The 25,137-nt window shown below is 43.3% G+C and carries 18 protein-coding genes and 1 pseudogene; 8 read left to right on the forward strand and 11 right to left on the reverse strand.

Annotated features, from left to right (window positions below):
- Nucleotides 1-433 precede the first annotated feature (433 nt).
- Complete coding sequence (locus LC586_RS32630; RefSeq protein WP_229489609.1) at nucleotides 434-1,879, reverse strand: deoxyribodipyrimidine photo-lyase, 8-HDF type; 1,446 nt, start codon at nucleotides 1,877-1,879, stop codon at nucleotides 434-436.
- Between the two features lie 418 nt (nucleotides 1,880-2,297).
- Here LC586_RS32630 and LC586_RS32635 point away from each other — a divergent pair.
- The 3 genes and pseudogenes from LC586_RS32635 to LC586_RS32645 all read left to right on the forward strand — a co-directional run.
- Nucleotides 2,298-2,570 (forward strand): annotated as a pseudogene (locus tag LC586_RS32635) (cupin domain-containing protein); the annotation flags it as partial.
- Nucleotides 2,571-3,016: 446 nt separating this feature from the next.
- Nucleotides 3,017-3,241 carry a hypothetical protein gene (locus LC586_RS32640; protein WP_229489610.1) on the forward strand — a complete coding sequence of 75 codons (225 nt, stop codon included), beginning with the start codon at nucleotides 3,017-3,019 and terminating at the stop codon, nucleotides 3,239-3,241.
- Between the two features lie 236 nt (nucleotides 3,242-3,477).
- Nucleotides 3,478-3,924 carry a TOBE domain-containing protein gene (locus LC586_RS32645; protein WP_229489611.1) on the forward strand — a complete coding sequence of 149 codons (447 nt, stop codon included), beginning with the start codon at nucleotides 3,478-3,480 and terminating at the stop codon, nucleotides 3,922-3,924.
- Between the two features lie 152 nt (nucleotides 3,925-4,076).
- Here LC586_RS32645 and LC586_RS32650 read toward each other — a convergent pair whose 3' ends face one another.
- Together LC586_RS32650 and LC586_RS32655 are read right to left on the reverse strand one after the other, a co-directional pair.
- Complete coding sequence (locus LC586_RS32650; protein ID WP_229489612.1) at nucleotides 4,077-6,245, reverse strand: beta strand repeat-containing protein; 2,169 nt, start codon at nucleotides 6,243-6,245, stop codon at nucleotides 4,077-4,079.
- Nucleotides 6,245-6,670, reverse strand: coding sequence for an integrin alpha (locus LC586_RS32655; protein WP_229489613.1), 426 nt, complete (start codon nucleotides 6,668-6,670; stop codon nucleotides 6,245-6,247). Before LC586_RS32655 ends, LC586_RS32650 begins: the two co-directional genes overlap by 1 nt.
- 1,260 nt (nucleotides 6,671-7,930) lie before the next feature.
- Here LC586_RS32655 and LC586_RS32660 point away from each other — a divergent pair.
- The 3 genes from LC586_RS32660 (at nucleotide 7,931) to ftsH4 (ending at nucleotide 10,315) form a co-directional block, all read left to right on the forward strand.
- Nucleotides 7,931-8,125 (forward strand): CAB/ELIP/HLIP family chlorophyll-binding protein, encoded by a 195-nt coding sequence (locus LC586_RS32660; RefSeq protein WP_229489627.1) that lies wholly within the window; start codon nucleotides 7,931-7,933, stop codon nucleotides 8,123-8,125.
- Nucleotides 8,126-8,172: 47 nt separating this feature from the next.
- The gene (locus LC586_RS32665) at nucleotides 8,173-8,358 is read left to right on the forward strand and encodes a DUF2949 domain-containing protein (RefSeq protein ID WP_229489614.1); all 186 of its coding nucleotides are present in this window, start codon (nucleotides 8,173-8,175) and stop codon (nucleotides 8,356-8,358) included.
- Nucleotides 8,359-8,449: 91 nt separating this feature from the next.
- The gene (gene ftsH4 / locus LC586_RS32670; RefSeq protein WP_229489615.1) at nucleotides 8,450-10,315 is read left to right on the forward strand and encodes an ATP-dependent zinc metalloprotease FtsH4; all 1,866 of its coding nucleotides are present in this window, start codon (nucleotides 8,450-8,452) and stop codon (nucleotides 10,313-10,315) included.
- 93 nt (nucleotides 10,316-10,408) lie between these two features.
- Here the strand turns inward: ftsH4 and moeB are convergent, their stop codons facing one another.
- Together moeB and LC586_RS32680 are read right to left on the reverse strand one after the other, a co-directional pair.
- On the reverse strand, nucleotides 10,409-11,581 hold the full coding sequence (gene moeB / locus LC586_RS32675; RefSeq protein WP_229489616.1) for a molybdopterin-synthase adenylyltransferase MoeB: 1,173 nt from the start codon (nucleotides 11,579-11,581) through the stop codon (nucleotides 10,409-10,411).
- A gap of 67 nt (nucleotides 11,582-11,648) precedes the next feature.
- Nucleotides 11,649-12,107 (reverse strand): M67 family metallopeptidase, encoded by a 459-nt coding sequence (locus LC586_RS32680; RefSeq protein ID WP_229489617.1) that lies wholly within the window; start codon nucleotides 12,105-12,107, stop codon nucleotides 11,649-11,651.
- Between the two features lie 530 nt (nucleotides 12,108-12,637).
- Here LC586_RS32680 and LC586_RS41265 point away from each other — a divergent pair.
- Nucleotides 12,638-13,897, forward strand: a complete 1,260-nt coding sequence (locus tag LC586_RS41265; RefSeq protein ID WP_306423310.1) for a calcium-binding protein — start codon at nucleotides 12,638-12,640, stop codon at nucleotides 13,895-13,897.
- 1,243 nt (nucleotides 13,898-15,140) lie between these two features.
- Nucleotides 15,141-16,640 (forward strand): calcium-binding protein, encoded by a 1,500-nt coding sequence (locus LC586_RS32695; protein ID WP_229489619.1) that lies wholly within the window; start codon nucleotides 15,141-15,143, stop codon nucleotides 16,638-16,640.
- Nucleotides 16,641-16,874: 234 nt separating this feature from the next.
- On the opposite strand, the gene LC586_RS32700 is transcribed toward LC586_RS32695, so the two are convergent.
- The 6 genes from LC586_RS32700 to LC586_RS32725 form a co-directional block, all read right to left on the reverse strand.
- Nucleotides 16,875-18,221: a DUF58 domain-containing protein gene (locus LC586_RS32700; RefSeq protein WP_229489621.1), complete on the reverse strand. Its 1,347-nt coding sequence runs from the start codon at nucleotides 18,219-18,221 to the stop codon at nucleotides 16,875-16,877.
- 219 nt (nucleotides 18,222-18,440) lie between these two features.
- Nucleotides 18,441-19,310: a nitrate ABC transporter ATP-binding protein gene (locus LC586_RS32705; protein WP_229489622.1), complete on the reverse strand. Its 870-nt coding sequence runs from the start codon at nucleotides 19,308-19,310 to the stop codon at nucleotides 18,441-18,443.
- 186 nt (nucleotides 19,311-19,496) lie between these two features.
- Nucleotides 19,497-19,709 carry a hypothetical protein gene (locus tag LC586_RS32710; RefSeq protein WP_229489623.1) on the reverse strand — a complete coding sequence of 71 codons (213 nt, stop codon included), beginning with the start codon at nucleotides 19,707-19,709 and terminating at the stop codon, nucleotides 19,497-19,499.
- A 54-nt stretch (nucleotides 19,710-19,763) separates the two neighbouring features.
- Entirely contained in the window at nucleotides 19,764-21,764 is a 2,001-nt protein-coding gene (locus LC586_RS32715; RefSeq protein WP_229489624.1) for an ABC transporter ATP-binding/substrate-binding protein, read from the reverse strand.
- A 245-nt stretch (nucleotides 21,765-22,009) separates the two neighbouring features.
- Nucleotides 22,010-22,849 carry a nitrate ABC transporter permease gene (gene ntrB, locus LC586_RS32720; RefSeq protein WP_229489625.1) on the reverse strand — a complete coding sequence of 280 codons (840 nt, stop codon included), beginning with the start codon at nucleotides 22,847-22,849 and terminating at the stop codon, nucleotides 22,010-22,012.
- Between the two features lie 147 nt (nucleotides 22,850-22,996).
- Nucleotides 22,997-24,379, reverse strand: a complete 1,383-nt coding sequence (locus tag LC586_RS32725; RefSeq protein ID WP_229489626.1) for a CmpA/NrtA family ABC transporter substrate-binding protein — start codon at nucleotides 24,377-24,379, stop codon at nucleotides 22,997-22,999.
- Nucleotides 24,380-25,137: the final 758 nt, after the last annotated feature.

Below are 25,137 nucleotides of genomic sequence, written 5' to 3' on the forward strand. Positions count from 1 at the left end.
AGTCGTGTTGAGGTACTTCAAAGTCGTGTTGAGGTACTTCAAAGTCGTGTTGAGGTACTTCAAAGTCGTGTTGAGGTACTTCAAAGTCGTGTTGAGGTACTTCAAAGTCGTGTTGAGGTACTTCAAACTTTGTCGCACCGCGATCAAGTACACAGGTGCGGGCTACGCCTACGCTTGACTTTTAAAACAGTCGCTACAATTGATAGATTTTACGCGATGTGCAACTTAATCCTTAGAGGATGTTTGAAAAGTCATGATTGATGTATCAAATATTTTTTACTAATAAAAACTTTGGTTTGTAGAAAGGACTAAAGTCCTTACTACGAGATGCTATGCGAACAAAATCAGAACTGAAGTTCTGGCTACGAACATTTTTGAAAGAGGGTTGATTAGCCAGACATACTATGAAATAAACATTAAAAAACTCACAATTTTACTCACCACTACCAAGGGTTTTTTGCTGTTGATAACGCAGTTTAAACTGATGTTGTTGCATTCTATGATCCACAATAGGTTCAGGATAACCAACAGCATGACGTTCTAAAGATGGAATTTTACCAGTAACTAAATATTCTGTATCTACAGACCGTAATTCTGACACCCATTGCCGAATATATTCCCCCTCTGGATCAAATTTTTGTGTTTGACTGGCTGGGTTGAAAATCCGCACAGGTTTAGGGTCCATGCCGCTAGAAGCGCTCCATTGCCAACCGCCATTATTGGCAGATAAATCACCGTCAATCAGGTGCTGCATAAAGTATTTTTCTCCCAATTGGGGATTAATTAGCAAGTCTTTGGTAAGGAAACTGGCGACAATCATTCGACAACGGTTGTGCATCCAGCCACTCTCATTCATCTGGCGCATTGCTGCATCTACAATGGGATAGCCAGTTCTCCCCTCACACCAAGCTTGGAAATGTTCTTCGTTAGTTTCCCAAGGAAAGTTTTTAAAGGTGTCGCGGAAAGCACCATCAGCTAATTCGGGGAAGTTATACATTGCATGTTGATAAAACTCCCGCCAAGCTAATTCTTGTTGCCATGTGCGAATATTAACTGCTGTTTCTTCACTGCGGCTGTTTTCTAGTGCTTGTATCGTGGCTTGCCAAACGGTGCGAATGCCAATTACGCCAAATTTTAAAGCTGCACTCAGTTGTGATGTTCCATCAACTGCGGGGAAATTTCGCTGTTCTTGGTATTCAGTAATAGCTTTAGCAGTAAATTCCTCTAGCCGTTCTTGCGCCGCCGCCTCTCCCGGTGAAATAATCAATTCTCCATCCCAAATAAATCCTAAATCTTTGGCTGAAGGTAGCGTTAAGGCTCCTGCAAGTTTAGCAATTTCCTGTTCAGCTTCTGTTAATCCCTCAACATTTTGCAGTGTTTCTACTGGGTTCGCTTTCGGTTTGGTAATCCAATTTTTCCAGAAGGGGGTGTAAACCGTGTAAGGTTGATTGCTACCGGTGCGTAATTGCTCTGGGGAATTGAGGATTTGATCCCAGTTTTGGTTAAGAAACTGAATGCCTTTTTCTTTGAGCGCATTTATAACGGTGCGATCGCGTTCTTGCGAATAAGGTTCTACATCCCAATTCCAAAAAACAGCTTTGGCATTTATTGCTTCTGCTAAAGCTGGTATCGCTTGTACAGGATTGGCGTGGAGTATTAATAACTGGCTACCAACTTGAGCATATCGCTCTTGGAGTTTCTGCAAACAGCCAATCATATAAGTTATTTTCACAGGAGCAACATCATCCCGTTCCAGAATATTCGGATCAAGACAAAACACGCCCACCACTTTCGGACTCTGTTGTTTTGCCGCAGCCAGTCCCGTATTGTCAGAAATGCGTAAATCGCGCCGATGCCAAAACAGAATTAAGTCAGACATTCCATGCTGGATATAGTTCACCCGTACTAGCTTAAATGCTAGTGGTATCAATGAACATCATTCTGGCGATAAATTTATTTTGTGGGTGGGCATTGGCAATTAGTTATACCAATTCTGTATGAAGATGCGCTAAACCATATTTAAGTACAAGAAAGAAGAAAGAGAAACGAACCGCAAAGGACGCAAAGGACACAAAGAAAGAAAGAAAGAAAGAAAGAAAGAAAGAAAGAAAGAAAGAAAGAAAGAAGTTAAAAGGGTTTGGCGCAGCCTCACAAAGAAATGGTATTAGGGACTTCCAAATAAAAAAATATCCCACTGTTCACAGTCAACAGTCAACAGTCAACAACTTCAAGCGGTTGTTTTTATTTCTTGGAGTTCCCTTATTCCCCATTCCCCGGTTTGTCAGTCGGAATAGTGGCATCCTGCGGCTGAACCCCTCTACGTGTTAGCAGGAAAAATGATTTATGGCTTTGTGCGACCTAATGGCAGTCAGGTAAAGCTTTTAGTTCAGGCACAAGATTATCTCTACATTCCCGCCGGCGTTGAGCATTGGTGCAGCCCAACTGCATCGTTGAATTTCAAAGGGATACGCTATTTTGCGATGCCTGCGGCGGGCTGCGCTAACGCAGAAGGTTGGGTTCCCAATTATACAGGTACTCAAGTTAGTGATTCGCTCAATAAGCCGCGTTAAGGCTTAATTTTCAATTTTCTGTCGTACCAACGATTAACTCCTGTCCGTGGGTTTAAGTCCCCCGGTTCAATAAAAATTTTGTTTTGTGTTGGGGTTAAATCCCCATTACAAAACTTAATTACGAATTACGAACTACGAATTACGAATTATTTAATAAACTCTTCTATTTTGGCATCATCAAATGGCTGGAGTTGATAGTGCGGCAAAGCTGGTAATTGTGTAATAGATCAAAACACTAAAGGCACTAAACGACCAGCTAGTTTTGACATTACCAGCCCCGTTGGGGCGAGTGTAGGGGTTGCATGGTGGTAGGAGTGTAGGGAAAAAGACGCTTCCCCAACAACCTCTCTGGTTTTTGCCCCATCCCTTGGGACGACCGCGTTGGGCGAGGTTTCAATCCTCGGACAACGCTATACCCCCTATACCCTTATACCCTTATACCCCTAATGAACCAACAGTACCAGCAGAGCGATCGCTATGCCTACAAATACAGGTGGCAACAATTGCGCCAATTGCTACCGCCCCTAATTCTCGTTTCAGTTGGGGTGGAGAATTTGTGGCGGACATCTTTGATTTCCCTGTTTAGATTGCAAGATGTAGCGTTCATCAGTGATGATATCACGACAGAAAGGCTTGCAGATAATCATAATTTTGATCCCAAATTAAGCTAGCATAAACTTTATACCAACTCAATTGGTATAAAATAGCGATCTCACTTAATATTAAGTAACAAATTGTTTTTTCCCTACAAAAAATAAATATTTATGTAGTTAAATGTATGAGATTAGTTGATGAGTTCTCTATAAAAATGAAGAAAATCCTTCCAGAAAAAATATTTTTCTTAAAACAACACATCTAATTGATACTTGGTAGAATCATACCAAGAATAACTAAAATTGATAACATTATGCCAAGAAAAGAACAAGGATGGGTCACATTTCAAACCTCAGAGGACGAGCGAAAGATTCTGGAAGAGTTCTGCGAACAGTCTCAACGCACTAAGACTGAGATTCTGCGGGAACTCGTGCGTAGCCTTAATCAGCACTCATCAGCACCGATATCACCACCAATTCATCAGGAAAAACAGGAAGATATCTACTACACTCAAAAACCTAACATAGAAAGTAGTATTCAAAAGAAATCACTAAAAGTTAGCTCTCGCAATATTCTTAAAGGTGTCGTTAAACGAGTTGTTTATGGAGCAGTTAATAGTGAGGTGACTTTGGAGATTATTCATAAAGTAGAATTAACCTCGATTATCACAAGAGCTTCCGCAGAAGAGTTGGAACTATCTGAGGGAAAAGAAGCTTATGCAGTCATTAAGTCTAACGATATTGTCATTGCTAGAGAATAGAAATACGTTTATTTTAGGTGTTGGATATTAAAAAAATGAATTTAATTTCTAACAGATGTCTAATAGCTGTTTTCATATAAATTCAACACACGGAAGTAGGGTAAGCGCTGTGCTACCCTATTGATGTTGACACAGATAACATCCGTATGCTCCTACGCTTGCACGACAAAATCTGATGCACTCAGAGTTGGCGCAACAGTGAGAGTTGCAAATAGACCGCCACTACCAAAACCTGCTACACTGCCATTTTGGTTGTAGAACAACTGTCCACGAAAAGCGTCGTAGATAATTTTCGCCGTGCTAGCCGCCCCTGAAGAAGTGATTTTAAAATCACTGGCATTACTAAAACCTGTTCCCGCAGTTGAAGTAATAGTACTAAAAGTAGTTTTATCTAGGATAATCTTATCACCTTGGGAACTGTTGAAGTCAGCGATCGCATCTACACCAACAGCAGTCACGGCAAAAGCAGCATCGGTGTTGTAAAGGAATTTGTTAGAACCTACACCACCAATGAGAATATCATTGCCTACACCACCCACAAAAGTATCATTGCCCTCTCCACCGATGAGAATATCATCGCCTGACCCGCCCCGCAACAAGTCATTGCCACTCAAGCCATTGATAATATCATTACCCCCTTGACCATTAATCACATCATTGGAATTATCAAAACCTGCGATGTTATTGTTTAAGTCATTGAGGAAGGTGACAGTGTTTTTGTTGAAAATGCTAGCTTGAGTAGAGTTGGCATTCAAGACATCAAAGCTGTCAGCGATGTTGCTTTGCCCATCAAACAGAATATTGCCAATCGCAGGGCTTACTTCAAAAACAGGCAGATTATCGAGGTTTTCTAATTTGAAGTTTTGCAGAATGACTTTGGTAGAACCTACATTTTCAAAGGTAACTTCTAAATTATTACCATTTTGAGTTAATTGCAGATTTTGGGCAGTTAAACCATTACCTGTAAATTGCAAAGTGTCAAAATTTGCAATGACTTTTGCTGAAGGATTTGTACCTTTACCAACGCCACCAAAATCGGTGATAATGTCATTGCGATCGCCTTGGCGAATAAAAAATTTATCTTGACCGCCGTTGCCTGTTAGGGTATCGTCACCAGTTAACCCATCGATGATATTGTTGCTAGGTGTACCAAATAAGTTATCTGCACCGGGAGTTCCAGTCAGGTTGACAGAGGTGTTGCTACTAGGAATATTCGTTCCCCCAAACACCACATAGCTTTGCCCACTCTGATAGCCGTTGGGGTCGGCACCAAATGCCCCAATAATCAGGTCGTCAATGCCATCGTTGTTGATGTCCCCCGCATTGCTGACTGAGGTGCCTGAGTAGTCATCTGCTGCAATGCCGTTAATTAAAAAGCCATTCGTGCCATTCAAAGAAGAGAGGTTGAAGGTGCCGCCACTGCCCAGATTCGTCCCCCCAAACACTACATAGCTTTGCCCAGCATCAGAGTTGCTGTTGGGGTCGGCAACAGGTGTCCCAATAATCAGGTCGTCAATGCCATCGTTGTTAATGTCCCCCGCATTGCTGACTGACCAGCCTGAGTAGTCATCTGCTGCAATGCCGTTAATGAAAAAGCCATTCGTGCCATTCAAGTCAGAGAGGTTGAGGGTGCCGCCACTGCCCAGATTCGTCCCCCCAAACACTACATAGCTTAGCCCAGCAAAATCTTTGCCGTTGGGGGAGGCACTTCGTACCCCAATAATCAGGTCGTCAATGCCATCGTTGTTGATGTCCCCCGCATTGCTGAGTGACCAGTCTGAGTCGTCATTTACTGCAATGCCGTTAATGAAAAAGCCATTAGTGCCATTCAAAGAAGAGAGGTTGAGGGTGCCGCCACTGCCCAGATTCGTCCCCCCAAACACTACATAGCTTTGCCCAGCAAAATCTTTGCCGTTGGGGGAGGCGCCTCGTGCCGCAATAATCAGGTCGTCAATGCCATCGTTGTTGATGTCCCCCGCATTGCTGAGTGAGGAGCCTGAGTAGTCATTTGCTGCAATGCCGTTAATTATAAAGCCATTAGTGCCATTCAAATCAGAGAGGTTGAGGGTGTTGCCACTGCCCAGATTCTTGACTCCAAACACTACATAGCTTTGCCCAGCAGAAAAGTTGCCGTTGGGGGAGGCATATTGTGCCGCAATAATCAGGTCGTCAATGCCATCGTTGTTGATGTCCCCCGCATTGCTGACTGAGGTGCCTGAGCCGTCATATGCTGCAATGCCGTTAATGAAAAAGCCATTAGTGCCATTCAAAGAAGAGAGGTTGAGGGTGCCGCCACTGCCCAGATTCGTCCCCCCAAACACTAGATAGCTTTGCCCAGCAGAAAAGTTGCCGTTGGGGAGGCATATTGTGCCCCAATAATCAGGTCGTCAATGCCATCGTTGTTAATGTCCCCCGCATTGCTGACTGAGGAGCCTGACCAGTCATCTGCTGCAATGCCGTTAATGAAAAAGCCATTAGTGCCATTCAAAGAAGAGAGGTTGAAGGTGCCGCCACTGCCCAGATTCTTGACCCCAAAAACTACATAGCTTTGCCCTGCACGAGAGTTGCCGTTGGGGGAGGCACCATCTGCCCCAATAATCAGGTCGTCAATGCCATCGTTGTTGATGTCCCCCGCATTGCTGACAGACCGGCCTGAGCTGTCAAGTGCTGCAATGCCGTTAATTAAAAAGCCATTCGTGCCATTCAAGTCAGAGAGGTTAACGAAATTGAATGATGAATTAGCCATGATTTTCTCCTGTGTTTATTTATTCTTAGTCAGGGAGTGGGCTTTAAGGTTCTAAGCTTGAAGTTCCGTGTTCCAAGTAGGGGCGCACAGATGTACATTGGTGTCAATGAAGAGACAAGGGACAAGTGGAGGGGGAGACAAGGGGATAGAGTTTCCCGTTGTCCCCTTCGATGACTTGCACTATTTAAGAACTGCCAATTGACTGCTACTTCCACAACCAGGTATAGCGGTTCTCGTTTATGTGAGGTACACCCGTAGGGGCACGGCAGTGCCCATTGGTGTCAACTTAAGCTAAAACGCTTATCCCACAGGCGTTTTACCCCACACGCTATCCGGCTCCACGCAGGTGAACCCCAAGACCGCACTGGCTCCCCTTAATCCCCTCCCCGTTCACGGGGAGGGGAGATTTTGTCGCTAGACAAAAGCGGAGTGGGGTTGCGAGGGCATAATTAGTAATTGAGTAGGCTTGATATAACGTCATTGCAAGGGTTTCACGTTAAGTTGACACCAATGGGCAAAGACTTGCCCCTACACTTGGTAATGTAATGTTGTACCGCATCTGAATGGGAACCGCTATAGGCTTTGGGTTTGTAGAATAACCGCTCATTCACAGTGTCGTAGACAGATCGCTATTGCTACGCTCTAAAATTTGACTGCACATGATAATTCGTAATTCCTAATTAAGAAATTCAATTAAAAATTATGTTAGTAGCAGTCTTTGGGTATCATTTAGTCAAAGGACTTGACTTTTAAATCTTTAAAATACTTTGATATCTTTTAAAACACTTAGATACTCTTATGAATATGTAAGTAGTGTCAATAGGCTAAATGTAAATCTGGTAAAGTTATAGTTAACTTTATAACGTGCAAAGTAAAGTTTTTGTGTAAGCGTAGCCCGCACTTCTCTACGAGACGCTGCGCGAACGACAAGCTCAGTGACTATCGTAGATATTGCTCTCTCCAGATTGTGTACGTATCTATCTAAAGATATAAATCATTGGTGAAAAATGAACATAACACGGAGATATGGAAACGAACACGGAGATTTATCTTTGTCTCTCAGAATCTCTGCGTCTTCTTTGACAGCATTCTCTTCACTAAAGTTTTCTCATTTCGAGTCGTGTTAACTCTTTGAGTACGGTAAACCGTATTTGCTCGTTAGTTCCCAAAGATTAATTTAATTGTTAAGTTTAGTTACATAAATAAAAAAACGCTGCAAACATTGCTAGATGGGAGAAATTATGAGAAGCGGTAATATCCTTGAGGATAAAGACAAATTTAACGACTCTGCGCGTAACCCATCGCCTAGTTTGGGCGGGTACGCCAGCACCTCGGATGTACATCAGGCAAGAATATACGCTTGGTTTGACTAAGTATGCCGAAAAACTCAATGGTCGCTTGGCGGTGATTGCGTTTATGTCTCTTATAGCTTTGGAAATCTTGACTGGTGTTTAATCAAGTTTCTTGAGCTAAGTCAGAAATAAGATTTAATTAACATTGTTATGAAAGCTACAGATAAATTGGTGCATTTTTTAGAACAAGAGTTGGGTATTTCTGGTGGAGCAATTTCTCTTGCATTGCGACATTGTGAGCAGACCCCCAACTTTCTGGCTATGACCCTCTGGCAGTATGGACTGGTAACACTGGATCAGTTAGCCCAAATCTTTGATTGGTTGGAAACAGTATAAGCTGCTGCTTCAACTATTTGGATGGTAAATAACAGACTTTCTGAGAAAGTCATATTTTCAACAGTTTTCATTTTAAGGATTAGTAACATCAATGCCAATTAAAGAACAGCCTAAGTCACCTCGGTTTCGGATCATTGCTAATATATTACTGGCAGTATCAGGGCTATTTTTGCTCTTAAATTTATTTTTGCCTGGTTTATTTGCTTCTGGCCCGACTGGTGTTCCCTATAGCTTATTTATTCATCAAGTACAAGAAGGGGAAGTTAGCCGCGTTTCCGTTGGTCAAAACCAGATCATCTACCAACTAAAAGCAGAAAATGCCGAGCCGCCCCAGGTGTTTGCAACGACACCAATCTTTGATTTAGAGTTACCCAAACTGCTAGAACAAAAGGGAGTTGAATTCGCTGCTACACCTCCACCCAAGAATACTTGGTTTACAACCCTTTTAAGTTGGGTGATTCCACCACTAATTTTTATTGGTATTTGGCAGTTTTTTCTCGCCCGTGGTGGTGGCGGTGGCCCACAAGGTGCGCTTTCCATTGGTAAAAGCAAAGCTAAAGTTTACGTTGAAGGCGAATCAGCTAAAATCACCTTTGCAGACGTGGCTGGGGTAGAAGAAGCGAAAACTGAGTTAGTAGAAATTGTGGATTTCCTCAAGACTCCGGCACGATTTACGCAAATTGGCGCTAGGATTCCCAAAGGTGTGTTGTTGGTTGGCCCTCCGGGTACTGGTAAGACACTTTTAGCGAAAGCCGTAGCAGGAGAAGCAGGAGTTCCATTCTTCAGTATCTCTGGTTCGGAGTTTGTAGAATTGTTTGTCGGTGTAGGTTCTTCCAGAGTGCGGGATTTGTTTGAGCAAGCAAAGAAACAGGCTCCCTGTATTGTATTCATAGATGAATTGGATGCGATCGGTAAGTCTCGTAGCAGTAATGGCTTCTACGGTGGTAACGATGAGCGAGAACAGACCCTCAACCAGTTACTAACGGAGATGGACGGGTTTGCAGCTGGAGATGCAACGGTGATTGTACTAGCAGCTACCAACCGCCCCGAAAGCCTTGACTCTGCATTGCTGCGTCCAGGCCGCTTTGACCGCCAAGTGTTGGTAGACCGTCCCGATTTATCTGGTCGGGAAGCAATTCTCAAGATTCACGCTCAAAAGGTAAAATTAGGAGATGATGTAGATTTAAGAGCGATCGCTACTCGTACTCCTGGTTTTGCTGGTGCAGATTTGGCAAACTTGGTGAATGAAGCGGCATTATTAGCAGCTCGCAATCTCCGTCAAAGTGTTGCTCAAGAAGACTTTGCCGAAGCAATTGAGCGGGTAGTCGCCGGTTTAGAGAAGAAGAGTCGAGTGATGAACGAGACTGAGAAAAAGATTGTTGCTTACCATGAAGTCGGTCACGCAATGGTAGGGGCGCTAACAACAGGAAACGGTCGCGTAGAAAAGATTTCGATTATTCCCCGTGGAATGGCAGCTTTGGGTTACACTCTGCAATTACCAACTGAAGACCGCTTTTTGATGAATGAAGATGAACTGCGGGGTCAGATTGCGACTCTGTTAGGTGGACGTTCCGCCGAAGAGATTGTGTTTAACAGTATTACAACAGGTGCTTCCAACGATTTGCAACGAGCAACTGACTTGGCAGAACGGATGGTAACAACTTATGGTATGAGCAAAGTCTTAGGGCCACTGGCTTACCAACAAGGACAACAATCAATGTTCTTGGGTAATGGTGCGGCTAATCCTCGGCGGGCGGTGAGTGAAGACACATCGAAAGCTATTGATAGCGAAGTCAAGGAAATCGTGGAAACAGCCCACGAACAAGCCCTAGAGATTCTTAGACAGAACCGAGACTTGCTAGAAGCGATCGCTACTCAACTCTTAGAAACAGAGGTCATTGAAGGCGAAAAACTGCACAGTTTGCTGGGTCAGATTAAACCCATAGCTAATTCGTAATTCGTAATTAAGAAAGTCAGGTTTTAAACTCAGAGGTACGCAGAGAATAACTTTGCGTACCTCTGCGTTAAACCTCCGCGTTACTTTGCGTTTTTAATATTCTGGAACAGAAGGATCGATTTCTTTACTCCAAGCGGTAATTCCGCCTTTGACATTCGTCCCAACAATTCCAGCTTCTTTGAGAATAGCGAGGGCTTTTGCTGATCGCCCGCCCATCTTACAATGAGCAATTAAGCGGTGCCCGTTCAATATTTCCTTCACCTTCGCAACGCCATTGCCATTTTCAATGTCTGGTAAGGGTACCAACACTGAACCAGGAATTTTAGCAATGTCGTACTCATTGGGGTTGCGGACATCTAGCAGTACAAAATCCTTCGCACCACTATCAAGCAACTCCTTCAAATCCTTAACGGTCATTTCTTGCATTTCCATCTGCTGTTTAGCCTCCTCTGCCTTAGCTTGTGGAATTCCGCAGAATTGTTCGTAGTCTATCAGTTTTTCAATCACTGGGCGAATTGGGTTAGGACGCAGCTTCAACTCCCGGAATTTCATATCTAAGGCGTTGTATAGCAGCAACCGTCCACTTAGGGTATTACCTTGTCCCAAAATGATTTTGACAGTTTCCGTTGCTTGAATTAAACCAATAATTCCTGGCAAAATTCCCAATACGCCACCTTCTGCACAAGAGGGAACCATTCCTGGTGGTGGTGGTTCTGGGAAAAGGTCACGATAATTTGGCCCACCTTGGTAGTTAAATACAGTAGCTTGCCCTTCAAAGCGTAAAATTGAACCGTAGACGTTGGGCTTATTTAGCAATACGCAAGCGTCGTTAACTAGATATCTCGTGGGGAAGTTATCAGTACCATCCACGACGATATCGTAAGGTTGAAGGATTTCCAGGGCGTTTTCGGAAGTTAGACGGGTTTCGTATAAATCAACCTGACAATAGGGGTTAATCTCGTGAATGCGGTTTTTTGCCGATTCAATCTTAGGTTTACCTACCCAGGATGTACCGTGGATTACTTGGCGTTGCAGATTGGAAGTATCAACAACATCGAAATCGACAATCCCGATACGTCCAATACCCGCCGCCGCCAAATATAAAAGTAATGGTGAACCTAGTCCACCTGTACCGATACACTGGACACTGGCAGCTTTCAGGCGCTTCTGTCCTTCTAGCCCTACTTCCGGCAAAATCAGGTGTCGGGAGTAGCGTTCGTAATCGTCTTTGGTCAACTGGATTTCATCCAGATTGGGATTTAGCATAGCAGTTATGATCTGGGACGGAATATTAATCCTATCGAAAAACGATATGCGTCTTTAAACTAAGCCGTTAAATTATATTTTCAATTGCCTCTGCTTGGAAATGATGAGTATCATCAAAGCTCCAGCTTTGGAGTTCTCCAGCTTTGCCGTTTTGGACGGAAACTATTATATACGAGTATCCTTGCCAAGCGTATAGGCGATCGCATTCTGAAGGGATAGCAGGATGATCTGGGTGGGAGTGAAAAATGCCGATAATGTTGAGCGATCTGTCGCGTGCTTCCCTTTGTGTTTTTAACATAACTTCAGGTGCGATCGCATATTGCCGTCTTTTACTTTCTGCTGTGCGTTCCCCTGCAAATTCAGCCGCCGCTTCTGTATTCCAGGCATTTTCTGTTGGTATGACTTCTACCACAACTTTACCCCCATTAGCCAGATAGCCCAAAATTATACCACAGCACTCCTCTGGATAGGTGCTTTCGGCATGGGTGCGGATAGTTTGCAAGTGTTCTTGGCTAAATCGGATCATCTCTGCGGTTGTAATTTTAGTAACCTATAGCGATTTTTGCACAGATATAAGATATTGCCAGGCGTAGGCTAGCAAAAACCACAGGCATCGTACCGTTCAAATATGTATTTTGTATCACTTATTTAAACATTTGCCTACTCCTTTCTGGAAATTATTGCCTAGAAACTAAAACAATATGAAGAATATACAAAGTTAAGTATCTGTATATACATTTATCGGCAAATAATGTGAAGAGTATGCAAAGACGCTTATTTAAGTATGGACATCTAAGTAAGATATTGACTATGTAATTATTTTGAGGCTATTGAGATGTTCTCTATTTTCAAGCTAGACACCTACGGAGAATAGTTTACTATGTACAAGCCTTTTTATAAGGTGAATTTTCAAGAAATATTACTGTTTCTCAAGGGTGGCGTGTAAAGTATGCTGAAAACGTCAAATTGAGGCGAATTTTTATAACCGAAAACAGTACTAAACTCAAGGTTGAAAACTGAAGTTACTAAAAAAATCGATTCAAATAGGTAAAAGTTATGGCAGATATCATTGGAACCAATGGTAATGATACGCTAGTGGGGAGCGAGTTAGCAGATACGATTAAGGGTCTTGCAGGCAACGATACCATTACATCTAGCCAGGGCAACGACACCCTGACTGGTGGCTGTGGCAATGATTCTCTTTCGGTCTCTGGCTACGACTCTGAAATAAACCGCTTCAATTCCTCCTTAGGCAATAACTTACTCAACGGTGGTGCTGGTAACGATAGCTTGGATGCTGGGGCTTCAAGAGGCAATAACACCCTCAACGGTGGTGTTGGTAACGATATCTTGCGTATTGGCTACTATTCAACAGGCGATAACCTACTCAATGGTGGCAATGGCAATGATTATCTTTTGGTCTATAACTATTATGACATTATAAGTGGTAGCAACACACTCATTGGTGGTGTTGGTAACGATACCTTGAATGCTGACTATTCAACAGGCAATAACCTACTCAATGGTGGTGATGGCAATGATTATCTTTCAGCCGCTGGCTACCCAACTGGCGGCTCATACCAACCAGCTTCTGGCAAGAATACCCTCAACGGTGGCGCTGGTGACGATGAGTTGAATACATACTTTTCAACAGGCAATAATCTCCTAGATGGGGGTGATGGCAACGATAAGATATATGTGAGCGCTGCTAAGGATACGATCAATGGGGGCACAGGTGACGATTTGTTGTCCTATAATCCTATTTATATCGACTATAGTCTTACCGAGGGAATCACTTCGACATTCGATGCTACTATTAACATTGGCTCAATTACAGCTGGCACGAATCGAGTTAGTTACAAGAATATCGAACGATTAGACATTTTAGGTACACAATACGATGACTTGATTGTGGGGAGCAATGGCAATGATACGATTATTGGCGATGCAGGTAACGATATCCTGAAAGGTGGCAAAGGTAATGATAGCCTTTATGGAGGAGCTAGTACTGACACCTTTGCTTTCAATAATTACATCGAAGGCATTGATACTATTTATGACTTCAACGCGACTAATGAATTGATTCAAATATCGGCTGCTGGCTTTGGTGGCGGGTTATCAACACCTTCACTCAAAGCAAGTCAGTTTACCATCGGAACATCTGCAACCAGTAGCGAAGAACGATTTATCTACAACAGCGCTACAGGTGGACTGTACTTTGACCTTGATGGCAGTGCGTCTGGGTTTACTCAGGTACAATTTGCACAACTATCTGCTGGGTTGTCACTAACCAAAAACAATTTTGTGTATGGTTAATAGTGATTGGCGCTCCATTACTAGCTAATACCAATTCACGAAAATCCTCATACATATAGATTTATCGTAGGGGCATGGCATTGCCCATTGGTGTCAACTTAACGTGAAAGCGGAGTCTGATAAGCATTTCAAAATTTTTCGATGTACTACCTAGATTTTCGATCCCCCCTAACCCCCTTTAAAAAGGGGGGAACTAGAGTCTTTTGCCCCCAATTTATCGGGGGTTGGGGGATCTAAAACCACGGGAAATTGAGGGTTTTAGCTTAAGTTGACACCTATGGGCAAAGACTTGCCCCAAAAGAGGGTATTTGTATCATTCTTAAAGTGAAATGGTATAAGCCAAGCCACGCTTTGCGCGTCTTTACGTGTCTACATTCGTCAACTTTCGGCATCTGTGCGGATGATTTGTAAGTTTTTTACTAAAATCTATCGTATTTATTTTGACATTATATCCCTATGTAAGGATTATTACTTAGATACAGTACATCGCTACACACTTTCTTTATTTTGCTAACTGCGTGGGCGTAGCCTAACCAAAGCGATCGCCGCGATTAATTTTGTATTTTTGATTATTTCAAGCATCTAACAAGGTTTCTCCCTTGGAAGCCTCGGCTCAAACAACTCTTTGTCTGTTGCTTTCTGCAAATAAATTCTTGACTATAAAAATGTTAGAGATACGCAAAAAGAAGTATCTACGTATATATTCATACTCAGTAATATAAAGAATATGCAAAGATGTGTTTTTAAGTATAGACATCTCAGGAAATATTCAGATATGGTTATTACAAATGGTTATTACAGTGTTATTTAAATGTTCCTATTTTTAAGCTAGACACCCACGGGCGATAGCCCACAATGAGGGTATGAAAATCCCTTTACCTATTTTCAAGATAGCAAAACTTACGTATTGAAAAATTAAAGTATGGAATGTGAGTTTCAGGCATTTCAGCTTAATTTTGCGACGCTTTTTCAATGATTGCTATTCAATCAAGGATGATTAGAAAAAGCCTGAAACGACTTATTTGAGTTCATCCACACAGTCATAAATTTGTACAGTGTGTGAAACTTGCAAGCTGCTCAACAGCGTGAATTTTCGGTAAAAATTACTCTTCCTCAACAGTGACATAAAAGAACTTGCCGAAAGTGTCAACTCTCGGCTAGTTATTTGTGCGCTAAAACAGCACTAACTCAGGGTTTAGAACTAAAGTTACTCCAACAATCGATTGAATAAGGTAAAAAAAATATGACAAACATCATGGGAACCATCGGTAATGATACTCTACTTGGTCAGGGCGGTAATGACAAAATCGACGGCTTAAGTGGCAACGATTTGCTGCGCGGTGGTACAGGCAATGATACTCTCATTGGTGGTGAAGGGAATAACATCCTCGTTGGTGATACTGGCAGCGATTACTTAGACGTTAACTCTTCAACAGGCAATAACCTATTAGATGGTGGCGATGACAATGATACTCTCTCGGCCTTAGGTGACTACGATGTGGTGTCTGGTAATAACACCCTCAACGGTGGCGCTGGTAACGATAGCTTGAGTGCTAACAGTTCAGCAGGCGATAACCTACTGGATGGTGGTAATGGCAATGATTCTCTTAGTGTCTCTGGTGGCTACTACGACCCTGAAGTGTCTGGTAATAACACTCTCAATGGTGGTGCTGGTAATGATACCTTGAGTGCTTTATATTCAACAGGCGATAACTTCCTGGATGGTGGGGATGATAATGATTATCTTAACGTCAATCTTGCCAATGGCAATAACACCCTCAACGGTGGCGTTGGTGACGATTCTTTGAGTGCTAACATTTCAAGAGGCAATAATCTGCTCTCTGGTGGCGATGGCAATGATTCTCTTAGTGCCTCTAACTTCGAGGGCTACAGGTTTGATAACACCTCTGGCACGAATACCCTCAATGGTGGCGCTGGTGACGATTACTTGAATGTTAACTGTTCACGAGGCGCTAATCTGCTCAATGGAGGCAATGGTAATGATTCTCTTAGTGCCTCTACCTATGGCTACGGCTACGGAGGAAGGTGTTATATCACCACTGGCAATAACACCCTTAACGGTGGTGCTGGTGCCGATAACTTGAATGTTGACTATTCATCAGGCGATAATCTGCTCTCTGGAGACGATGGCAATGATACTCTCACAGCCTCTGGCTACGAGTACGACGAACAGGGCGAGTTCGGCAAAGGAGTCTATCGCAGAGCATTAGGAAATAACACCCTCAACGGTGGCGCTGGTGCTGATAACTTGATTGTTGATTATTCAACAGGCACTAATCTGTTGGATGGTGGCGATGGCAACGATACTCTTAGTGCCTATGGCGCATTAGGTAATAACACTCTTTATGGTGGTTTTGATAATGATATCCTCACAGGTGGGAACGGTAATGACATCTTCTATGGAGGAGATGGTATTGATACCTTTGCTTTCAATAGTTTCAATGAAGGCGTTGATAGTCTTTATGATTTCAATGCCACTGATGAGTTGATTCAGGTATCGGTTGCTGGTTTTGGTGGCGGGTTAGCAACACCTTCACTCTCACCTAGTCAGTTTACCATCGGAGTATCTGCAACCACGATCGCTCAACGATTCATCTATGACTTGGTTACAGGTGGACTGTTCTTTGATCAAGATGGTAGTGCGTCTGCATTTACTCAGGTAAAATTTGCACAATTATCTACTGGATTATCACTAACCGAAAACAATTTTGTGGTTGTTTAATTGTGATTAGCGCTCCACTACTTTTGGCAAGTATTGCGAGGTGCTATTTTCAGCACCTCGCATTTGATGAATCATATCATGTTCGCTTGATTACTTATTAAATCCGAAGAACCCCACCCCGCCAAAGCTACGCTTTGTCTCCCCTCCCCGCTCTTCGGGAGGGGAGTAAGGGGCGGGGTGCAATGACTGTAAGAATCATAACTAATTATGCGGACATGATATCAATGCAATTCGCTAAAGTTGATTCCGCGCTTTTAGTTGCAGATATCGCTCAACCACCTGATCGGCAATTTGATTTGCTGGTGCATCTAGTACTAATACACCTTTTTGTTTCAGCTGGGCAAATGCTACTTGTCGTTGCATTAATAAATCTAGTGCCACTGCACGGGCATAAGCATTTGTAACATCATCTGTAAAGTTGTGTGCCAGACGATCAACTTGCGGATCTCGCAGAGTCACGCAAAATGGGAGATAGCGGGGTGCTAGTTTGGAGAGTGCAGCCAGGAGTTCTGTAGAAGCGGTGACATCAACTAAGTCGGTAATCACCACTACCAGCGCCCTGCGAGTTTGACGCTGCACAACATTTGTCACCGCCCCCAAGTAATCAGATTCAAATAACACTGGTTGAATTGGAGTTAGGCGATCAATTAGCTGATTCAAATGATGTTGACCGCGTTCTGGGGGAATCCACGTATGCATTTGGCGGTCAAATACACCAACACCGACGCGATCGCCTCGATGCAACCCCGCCAATGCTAAGGATAAAGTTGCATTCAAACCCCAGTCAAATCGCTGCAAATTCTGCACTTTTGCTGTCATCAATCGCCCGCGATCAAGCAAGATTAGTAAAGTTTGTTCCTGTTCGGGTTCTAGAACTCTCACCAGTGGCGTTGCATTATTATATGCCCCAACCCTACGAGCGGTAGCTTTCCAATCAATAAATCGTAAATCGTCACCAGTGCGATAGTTCCGCAGTTCGGCAAACTCTGTACCAATACCAGTTTGGCGAGATTGGCGGATTGATCCTGATGATTGTAATGTCAAACGAATTGTGAGCGATCGCAATCCCACTAAATCAGGATAAACTTTCACTCGCAGACTTTGGGGAATTTGCCAATCATCCCAAGCTAATCCCCAAATTCCCAACTGTCGAACTTGAATATTTCCCCAAGGAAACTCCCCCCGTTGTGTCGGGTTGACGGTATATGTCAATTCCTGGGTGCTGTTACTGGGAATAAGAGCATGGAGTATGGGTGCAGATATGCCAAACCCTGTTGGGTAGTAATCGCAGATTTCAATTAGGGCGTTGGCATTTGGCGATGTTACTTTTAGCACCACTGGATTATCCCGCCCAATGGATAATCGTGACGGTAATTCGCGGCTAATTTGCACGCGAGAACGCCGCACCTGCAAACCATCTATAACCATCAATCCGAGAACGATCGCATCAAATAGCAAAGTGATGGCGATCGCTGCTTTAATGTTGAGAAAAAGGCATAGAATCGGGGCGTAGGCGCAGCCCGCCGTAGGCATCGCTATACCTAAAACCAACAATAAGTAAACTCGTCTGGAAGGAACCATTTTTGAGAGTGAGAAGTTAGGAGAAGATTAGCTTAACTGACATCTTGCACCAATCCCAACAACCGCCTCAGAATGAATTCTGAGGCTAATAGCTAAAGTCTTCTAAAAGAAGACTAACAAAGAATTTCAGTCCACTTGAGTGGACTTTAGCTATTAGCCTTGCACTTCGAGTGCAAGGCGGGCTAGGATTGCCAATTGAGAATAGTACAAGATATGAGCTTAACCTACATCATCATGGGCAAAGCGATTAAAGAGGAAGTCTAGGGCATAATTACGTAGTTGGTAGTATTGTGGATCTTCCATAATCAGGGCGCGATCGCGTGGACGAGAAAACGGAATTTCCATAACTTCGCCAATTTTTGCATGAGGGCCATTGGTCATCATTACCAATTTATCTGCTAAAAATAGTGCTTCGTCGATGTCGTGGGTAATCATCAGCACTGTACAACGGTTATCGCCCCAAATTTTTAGCAATTCTTCCTGTAACTCTTCTTTGGTAATGGCATCCAGCGCCCCAAAAGGTTCATCTAAAATTAAAACTTTCGGACGAATCGCCAAAGCACGGGCGATGGAAACCCGTTGTCTCATACCGCCGGACATTTGCATTGGTTTCTTTTCCATTGCATCAGCCAGTCCCACCATTGCTAGATGATCGCGCACGATCGCTCTTTTTTCGGCTTGTGGTTTGTTGGGATAAACGGCGTTAACAGCTAAGTAGATGTTTTCAAAAGCAGTTCGCCAAGGTAGCAAGGCATAGTTTTGGAAAACAACCATCCTGTCTGGGCCTGGCTTGGTGATTGGTTCTCCTTCCAGTAACACTTGCCCGGAGGTGGGAAAGTTAAAACCGGATACCATATTTAACAGTGTCGATTTGCCACAGCCAGAGTGGCCGATGACGCAAATAAACTCGCCCTGTTCGACGTTGAGGTTAACGCCGTCGAGTACGGTGAAGGGGCCTTTCTTTGTCGGATAAACTTTGGTAACATCTTTAATTTCTAGGAAAGGTCTGCGGCTGGTGGTTGCAGTGGCGGATGCTTTTCCCAGTGTGTTTGTAGCGATGTTGGTAGCTGTCAAATTGCGGTTTTGCATGGCGATTTGGGGATTAAAAAACTTAATGTTAAAGTTCAAAGATTCGTTGACTCAGAACTTGCACCAGTTCCCACGACCGCCTCAGAATGAATTCTGAGGCTTATAGCTAAAGTCTTCTTTAGAAGACTAAGTAAGGGTTTTAGTCCACTTGAGTGGACTTGGGCTATAAGAAAAGAGAATTTATTCTCAGGCGGGATAGGCAGATGCAAGATATAACTTGACGGAGTTCAAAGGTTCATTAAAGGAGTTCAGAGGTTCATTAAAGGAGTTCAAAGCCTCATTAAAGGAGTTCAAAGCCTCATTAAAGGAGTTCAAAGCCTCATTAAAGGAGTTCAAAGCCTCATTAAAGGAGTTCAAAGCCTCATTAAAGGAGTTCAAAGCCTCATTAAAGGAGTTCAAAGCCTCGCGCGTGATGTGCTACTTCTTCCACTCCCTCTTTCTCTCACGATTTTTTTATGAGGCGAGTCTCCTTCTCGGTGCATCAAGAACAACTTCCGCGACTGAAAAATCACGTTTAATTTTCAAACTGTTGAGATAAGCGATCGGATCGTCGGCGTTAAAGGGAGTACCATCGAACAGTTTGATCGGTTGGCGAATATAGCTAATATCCAAACCTAATTCTCGTGCGGCGGTGCTGAAAACACGCACTCGACACACCCGTTCAACAACTTCTACCCAATTTCTGGGAAAGGGAGTGTCACCCCAACGCGCCAATTGACTCATAATCCAAATTTGTTCGGTGCGACTGGGGCGGTTAATGGCAGACTCAGAATAAAACTGGTGATGGGCATAGTCTCGCAACGGATGGTCTAAGTCACAGGTGAGATTATCTGGATCTTCGAGTTGAATGTATTCTAAATCAGTGCTGACGTACTCTCGCCCTGCTAAAATTTGGCGAATCTCTTGGGCATTTTCGGGATTTGCACAATACTGACAAGCTTCTAACAAAGCTTTGGTTAAGGCAATGTGCGTATTTGGATAATTTTCTGCCCAATCTTCCCGCACACCAAGAACTTTACCGGGGTGTCCCAGCCAAACTTCTAAGTCGGTAGCGATGGTAAAGCCGACATTTTCCACAGCAGCACGGTAGTTCCAAGGTTCACCTACGCAGTAACCATCAATGCTTCCGGCTTTTAAGTCAGCTACCATCTGCGCTGGGGGAATAGTCTTCATATCCACATCGCTATCGGGGTCAATTCCTCCAGCCGCTAGCCAGTAACGCAACAGCAAATTGTGCATAGAAGCGGGATGCACTACCCCCATTGTGTGCCGTTGTTCGCGGGTGAGAATCAGGTGATTTCTGAAGTCTGATAAGGTTTGCACGCCTTGGTCGTAAAAGTGTTTTGCCAAGGTGATGGCGTTACCGTTGCGAGTCATGGTAAGGGCGGTGACAACAGGGAGGGGTTGGTTATTATGTCCTCCCAAAGTTAGCCACATCGGCATCCCTGAAGGCATTTGAGCTGCATCTAAATAACCACCAGTTATGCCATCGACAATACCCCGCCAGTTGCTTTCCCGCACCAGGTTAACTTCATCTAAACCATGCTTGACAAAAAAGCCTTTTTCTTTAGCAACTGCTAAGGGGGCGCAAGCGGTTAGAGGTAAAAAGCCAATTTCTAGGTTAACTTTCTCTAATCCATGACGGGCAATGTCGGCAGTTTTCCGCGCCCGAATTTTCTTGATGCGTTTTTGCTGATTGAGGAAGTAAATCATCTCACTCCGTAAGCTGTAGTAGCTGGGATGTTCTACTACTTCCATCCGCTTGCGGGGTCTGGGAATATCCACTTCTAAAATGTCGCCGATTTTAGATTCGGGGCCGTTGGTCAGCATCACGATTCTGTCAGATAACAGCACCGCTTCATCTACATCATGGGTCACCATCACGGCGGTAACTTGATTTTCTTCGCAAATTTGCATGAGTTGTTCTTGCAAATTGCCACGAGTGAGTGCATCCAATGCGCCAAAGGGTTCATCTAGCAGCAGTAATTTAGGACGAATCGCTAAGGCGCGGGCGATCGCAACTCGCTGCTTTTGTCCACCTGATAACATTCCTGGTTGTTTATCAGCATGGGGACGCAAACCTACCATATCAATATGTTTTTCGATAATGGCGTTGCGATCGCCTGGGGGTAAACCTTTCATTACCGAGTCCACGGCGAGGGCAATATTTTCTCTTACCGTCCGCCAAGGTAATAGCGAATAATTTTGGAACACCACCATCCTGTCTGGGCCGGGTTTGGTGATTCTTTGTCCTTCTAAGGTGACAAGACCCTCAGTTGGCAAATCCAAACCCGCAATCATATTTAATAAGGTGGATTTACCGCAACCGGAGTGACCAATAAGAGAGACAAATTCTCCTTTTTTAATTTGGAGGTCGATTCCTTTGAGGGCAATATATTGTCCGCCACCTGTTAAGTTAAAAACTTTGTCAATTTGATCAACAGCTACAAACATACTTTATTTGTCCTTTGTCATTTGTCCTTTGTCATTTGTCTTTCGTCACTTGTCCTTGGTATCTAGTCATTAGGTTGTGTTTTCAAACCTCTCTTTAAGCACCCTAGTCTTTGAAGATCCCCCCAACCCCCCTTAGAAAGGGGGGCTTTTAGAGTTTCTTTTCCCCCCTTTTTAAGGGGGGTTAGGGGGGATCTTCGAGTTTGAAAACAGTCCCTAGTCCTTAGTTTTTTATAAATGACTAATGACTATTTCTGCTCTGCTGGCAAAATTTTGTTTTGCAGCCAACCCATCATTTTATCTAGCACCAAGCCGACAACGCCGATATAAACTAGAGCTAAAATCACTTCGCTGACGTTGTTATTTTGATAGGCATCCCAGATAAAAAAGCCGATTCCGACAATACCGGACATGACGATTTCGGCGGCAATAATCGCTAACCAAGCTAAACCGATCGCAATTCTCAAGCCGGTAAAAATGTAGGGTAATGCCGCAGGAATCAAAATATTGGTGAAATATTCTTTGCGGCTAAGTTGCAGAACTTTGGCGACGTTGTTGTAATCTTGGGGAATTTGGGTTACGCCGACAGCAGTGTTAATTAAGATGGGCCAAATGGCGGTGATGAAAATTACGAATAAGGCGGCTGGTTCGTTTTGTCGTAAAGCTGCTAAAGAAATCGGAACCCAAGCTAGAGGTGGTACAGTCCGCAGTAGTTGAAAGATGGGGTCTAAAGCTTTGGACATTGTTTTATTGACACCAATCAAAATGCCTAAGCCAATACCAACGATCGCAGCTAGGGTATAACTGATAGCAACCCGTTGCAGACTAGCGAGAATCTGCCAAAATAGACCTTTATCAATGCCACCTCGGTCATAAAAGGGCCAGAAAATCAAAACCCAAGTGTCTTGGATAACCTGTATTGGCCCTGGTAATGTGGCTCCTGGAGTCCAAGCGAAGAGTTGCCAGATAATCAGGAAGATGGCGATGGCGATCGTTGGAGGTATAAGATCAGGAAATTGTTTTTGCAGGCTGGATATAAAGCCATTACTCAATCTAGGACTTGCAGAGCGTTTTTGGGCGAGTGTCATGATGCTGTATTCTCCTCAAATTTTACTTGTTATTTGTCTTTTGTAAATAATCGATATCTCTAGACGCGATGAATGAGATATCTAGACGCGATGAATGAGATATCTAGACGCGATTCATCGCGTCTCTACAAGAGATTAATCGCGTCTCTAAACACTGACCTTTTTGATTTTGAGACTCTTCAAATATTGTTCTGGATTTTCGGGGTCAAATTTAATGCCATCAAAAAACTCTTCTACACCACGGGATGTATTTGTAGGAATATCAGCAGCAGGAATACCAGCTTCTTTGGCCGCTTCTTTCCAAATATCTTCGCGGTTTACCTTGTTGATAAGTTCCTTAGCCTTAGCAGCGTTATTGTCTAGGTAATCTTTTGGTAAGAATCCCCAGCGAACGTTTTCAGTTATGAACCATAAATCGTGACTCTTGTAGGGATAAGAAACACTACCTTTTTCATCTTTCCAGTAGTAAGCAGCCATTGATTTATCATCAATTTTGCGACCATCACCCATGTCATATTTGCCTTGGTATGGATCTGCCAGAATTTCTGGTGAAGAAAGATTGAAATAATTTCGTCCAGCCAGAATTTGAGCCGCTTCTTTGCGGTTGTCAAAATTATCTAACCACTGTTGGGCTTCCATAATTCCTTTTAAAATTGCTTTGGTAGCCTTGGGATTTTTATCGACCCAATCGCCTCTGATGGCAAGATATTCTTCAGGATGATTTTTCCAAATTTCTGCGGTTAATGCTGCTACGTAGCCAATTTTGTCTTGAACCAGACGATAAGGCCAGGGGTCGCCTGTACTAAAGGCATCCATTGTTCCTGTTTTCATGTTGGCGACAGTTTGCGCCGCAGGTACTGTCAGCAGCTTGACATCTGCATCTGGATCTAAGCCGCCTGCTGCTAACCAGTAGCGAATCCACAAATCTTGGTTGACGTGGGGAAAGGTAAATGCCGCTGTGAAGGGTGTTGAGGATTTTAATTCCGTGAATAGGGACTTAGCGCTGGCGAGTTGTAAACTAATACCTTTGCCTTGGTGCTTGTTTGCGATCGCAATTCCATTTCCATGTGTAATCAATTGGCATAATATATACATGGGAATTTTTTGATTGCCCTTGGTAATTAAACCTTCTGTGATTAAATGTGGCATTGGCATCTGCCATTGACCGCCATCTATACCACCACCAGCAGAACCAATTTCTACGTTGTCTCTGGCTGCACCCCAAGAAGCTTGTTTAGAAAGGTCAACATTAGTCATACCATACTTTGCAAAAAAGCCTTTTTCTTTAGCAATAATTAAAGGAGCCGCTTCTACAATGGGAATATATCCCAGCTTGACTGTAGTAGTTTCTGGTGTTTGTTCGGGACTAATATTAACAACAGATTGAGCAGTTGGTTGTGCTTGAGTGCTTCCACCAGTCAGGTTTTCAGGGGGATTACCCAAACAGCCTTTAAGGAATACAGCACCCGCCGATGCTCCAGCAGTGAATATAAATTTGCGACGGGAAATTTGATTAAAAAATTCTGTCATAATATCTCCTTTCAACGTAAAATTTATTTTTTATAGCTATGGCAATTTAGGCAAAAAACGTTATGTTTATTGCGCTACTAATGATTAAGCTATATTTTGCAAAGCAACCGCAGTCATTTCATCAATGACAGAGCTACCTATATAACAACTCGGCTAATTTATTGGCTCTGCTCTAGTGTGGTGCAGAGGTATCATTCACCTTGTTGAAATCAGTTTACAGCCTTTCAAGTTGAATTGGTCACTTGGAGTCTGGATTTATTAAACGAATATCAGATTAGATGTATAAGGAAAAATTTATCTATTTTCCTTAACTATATGAATAATTTTTAATATATAAATTATTATCTATGGAGACTATTATTTTTATATTATAATTTATTGTTTTCGCTTATTTTGCAACTTATATCATGTCCGCCAAGTTACCCATAATAAAAGAACCCCACCCCCAACCCCTCCCCGCAAGCAGGAGGGGAGCGAAAGCGTAGCTTTTGCGGGGTGGGGTTTCGGGTATTATGCTTAACTAGTTCCGTGGGTTTAAGTCCCCGGTTCAATAAAAAAGCAAGTTTTGTGTTGGGGTTAAATCCCCATTACAAAACAAAATTTACGAATTACGTTAGCGCAGCGTTAGCGATAGCGCAGCGTTAGCGATAGCGCAGCGTTAGCGATAGCGCAGCGTTAGCGATAGCGCAGCGTTAGCGATAGCGCAGCGTTAGCGATAGCGCAGCGTTAGCGATAGCGCAGCGTTAGCGATAGCGCAG

It is taken from the genome of Nostoc favosum CHAB5714 (assembly GCF_020829495.1).
Classification (GTDB): domain Bacteria; phylum Cyanobacteriota; class Cyanobacteriia; order Cyanobacteriales; family Nostocaceae; genus Nostoc; species Nostoc favosum.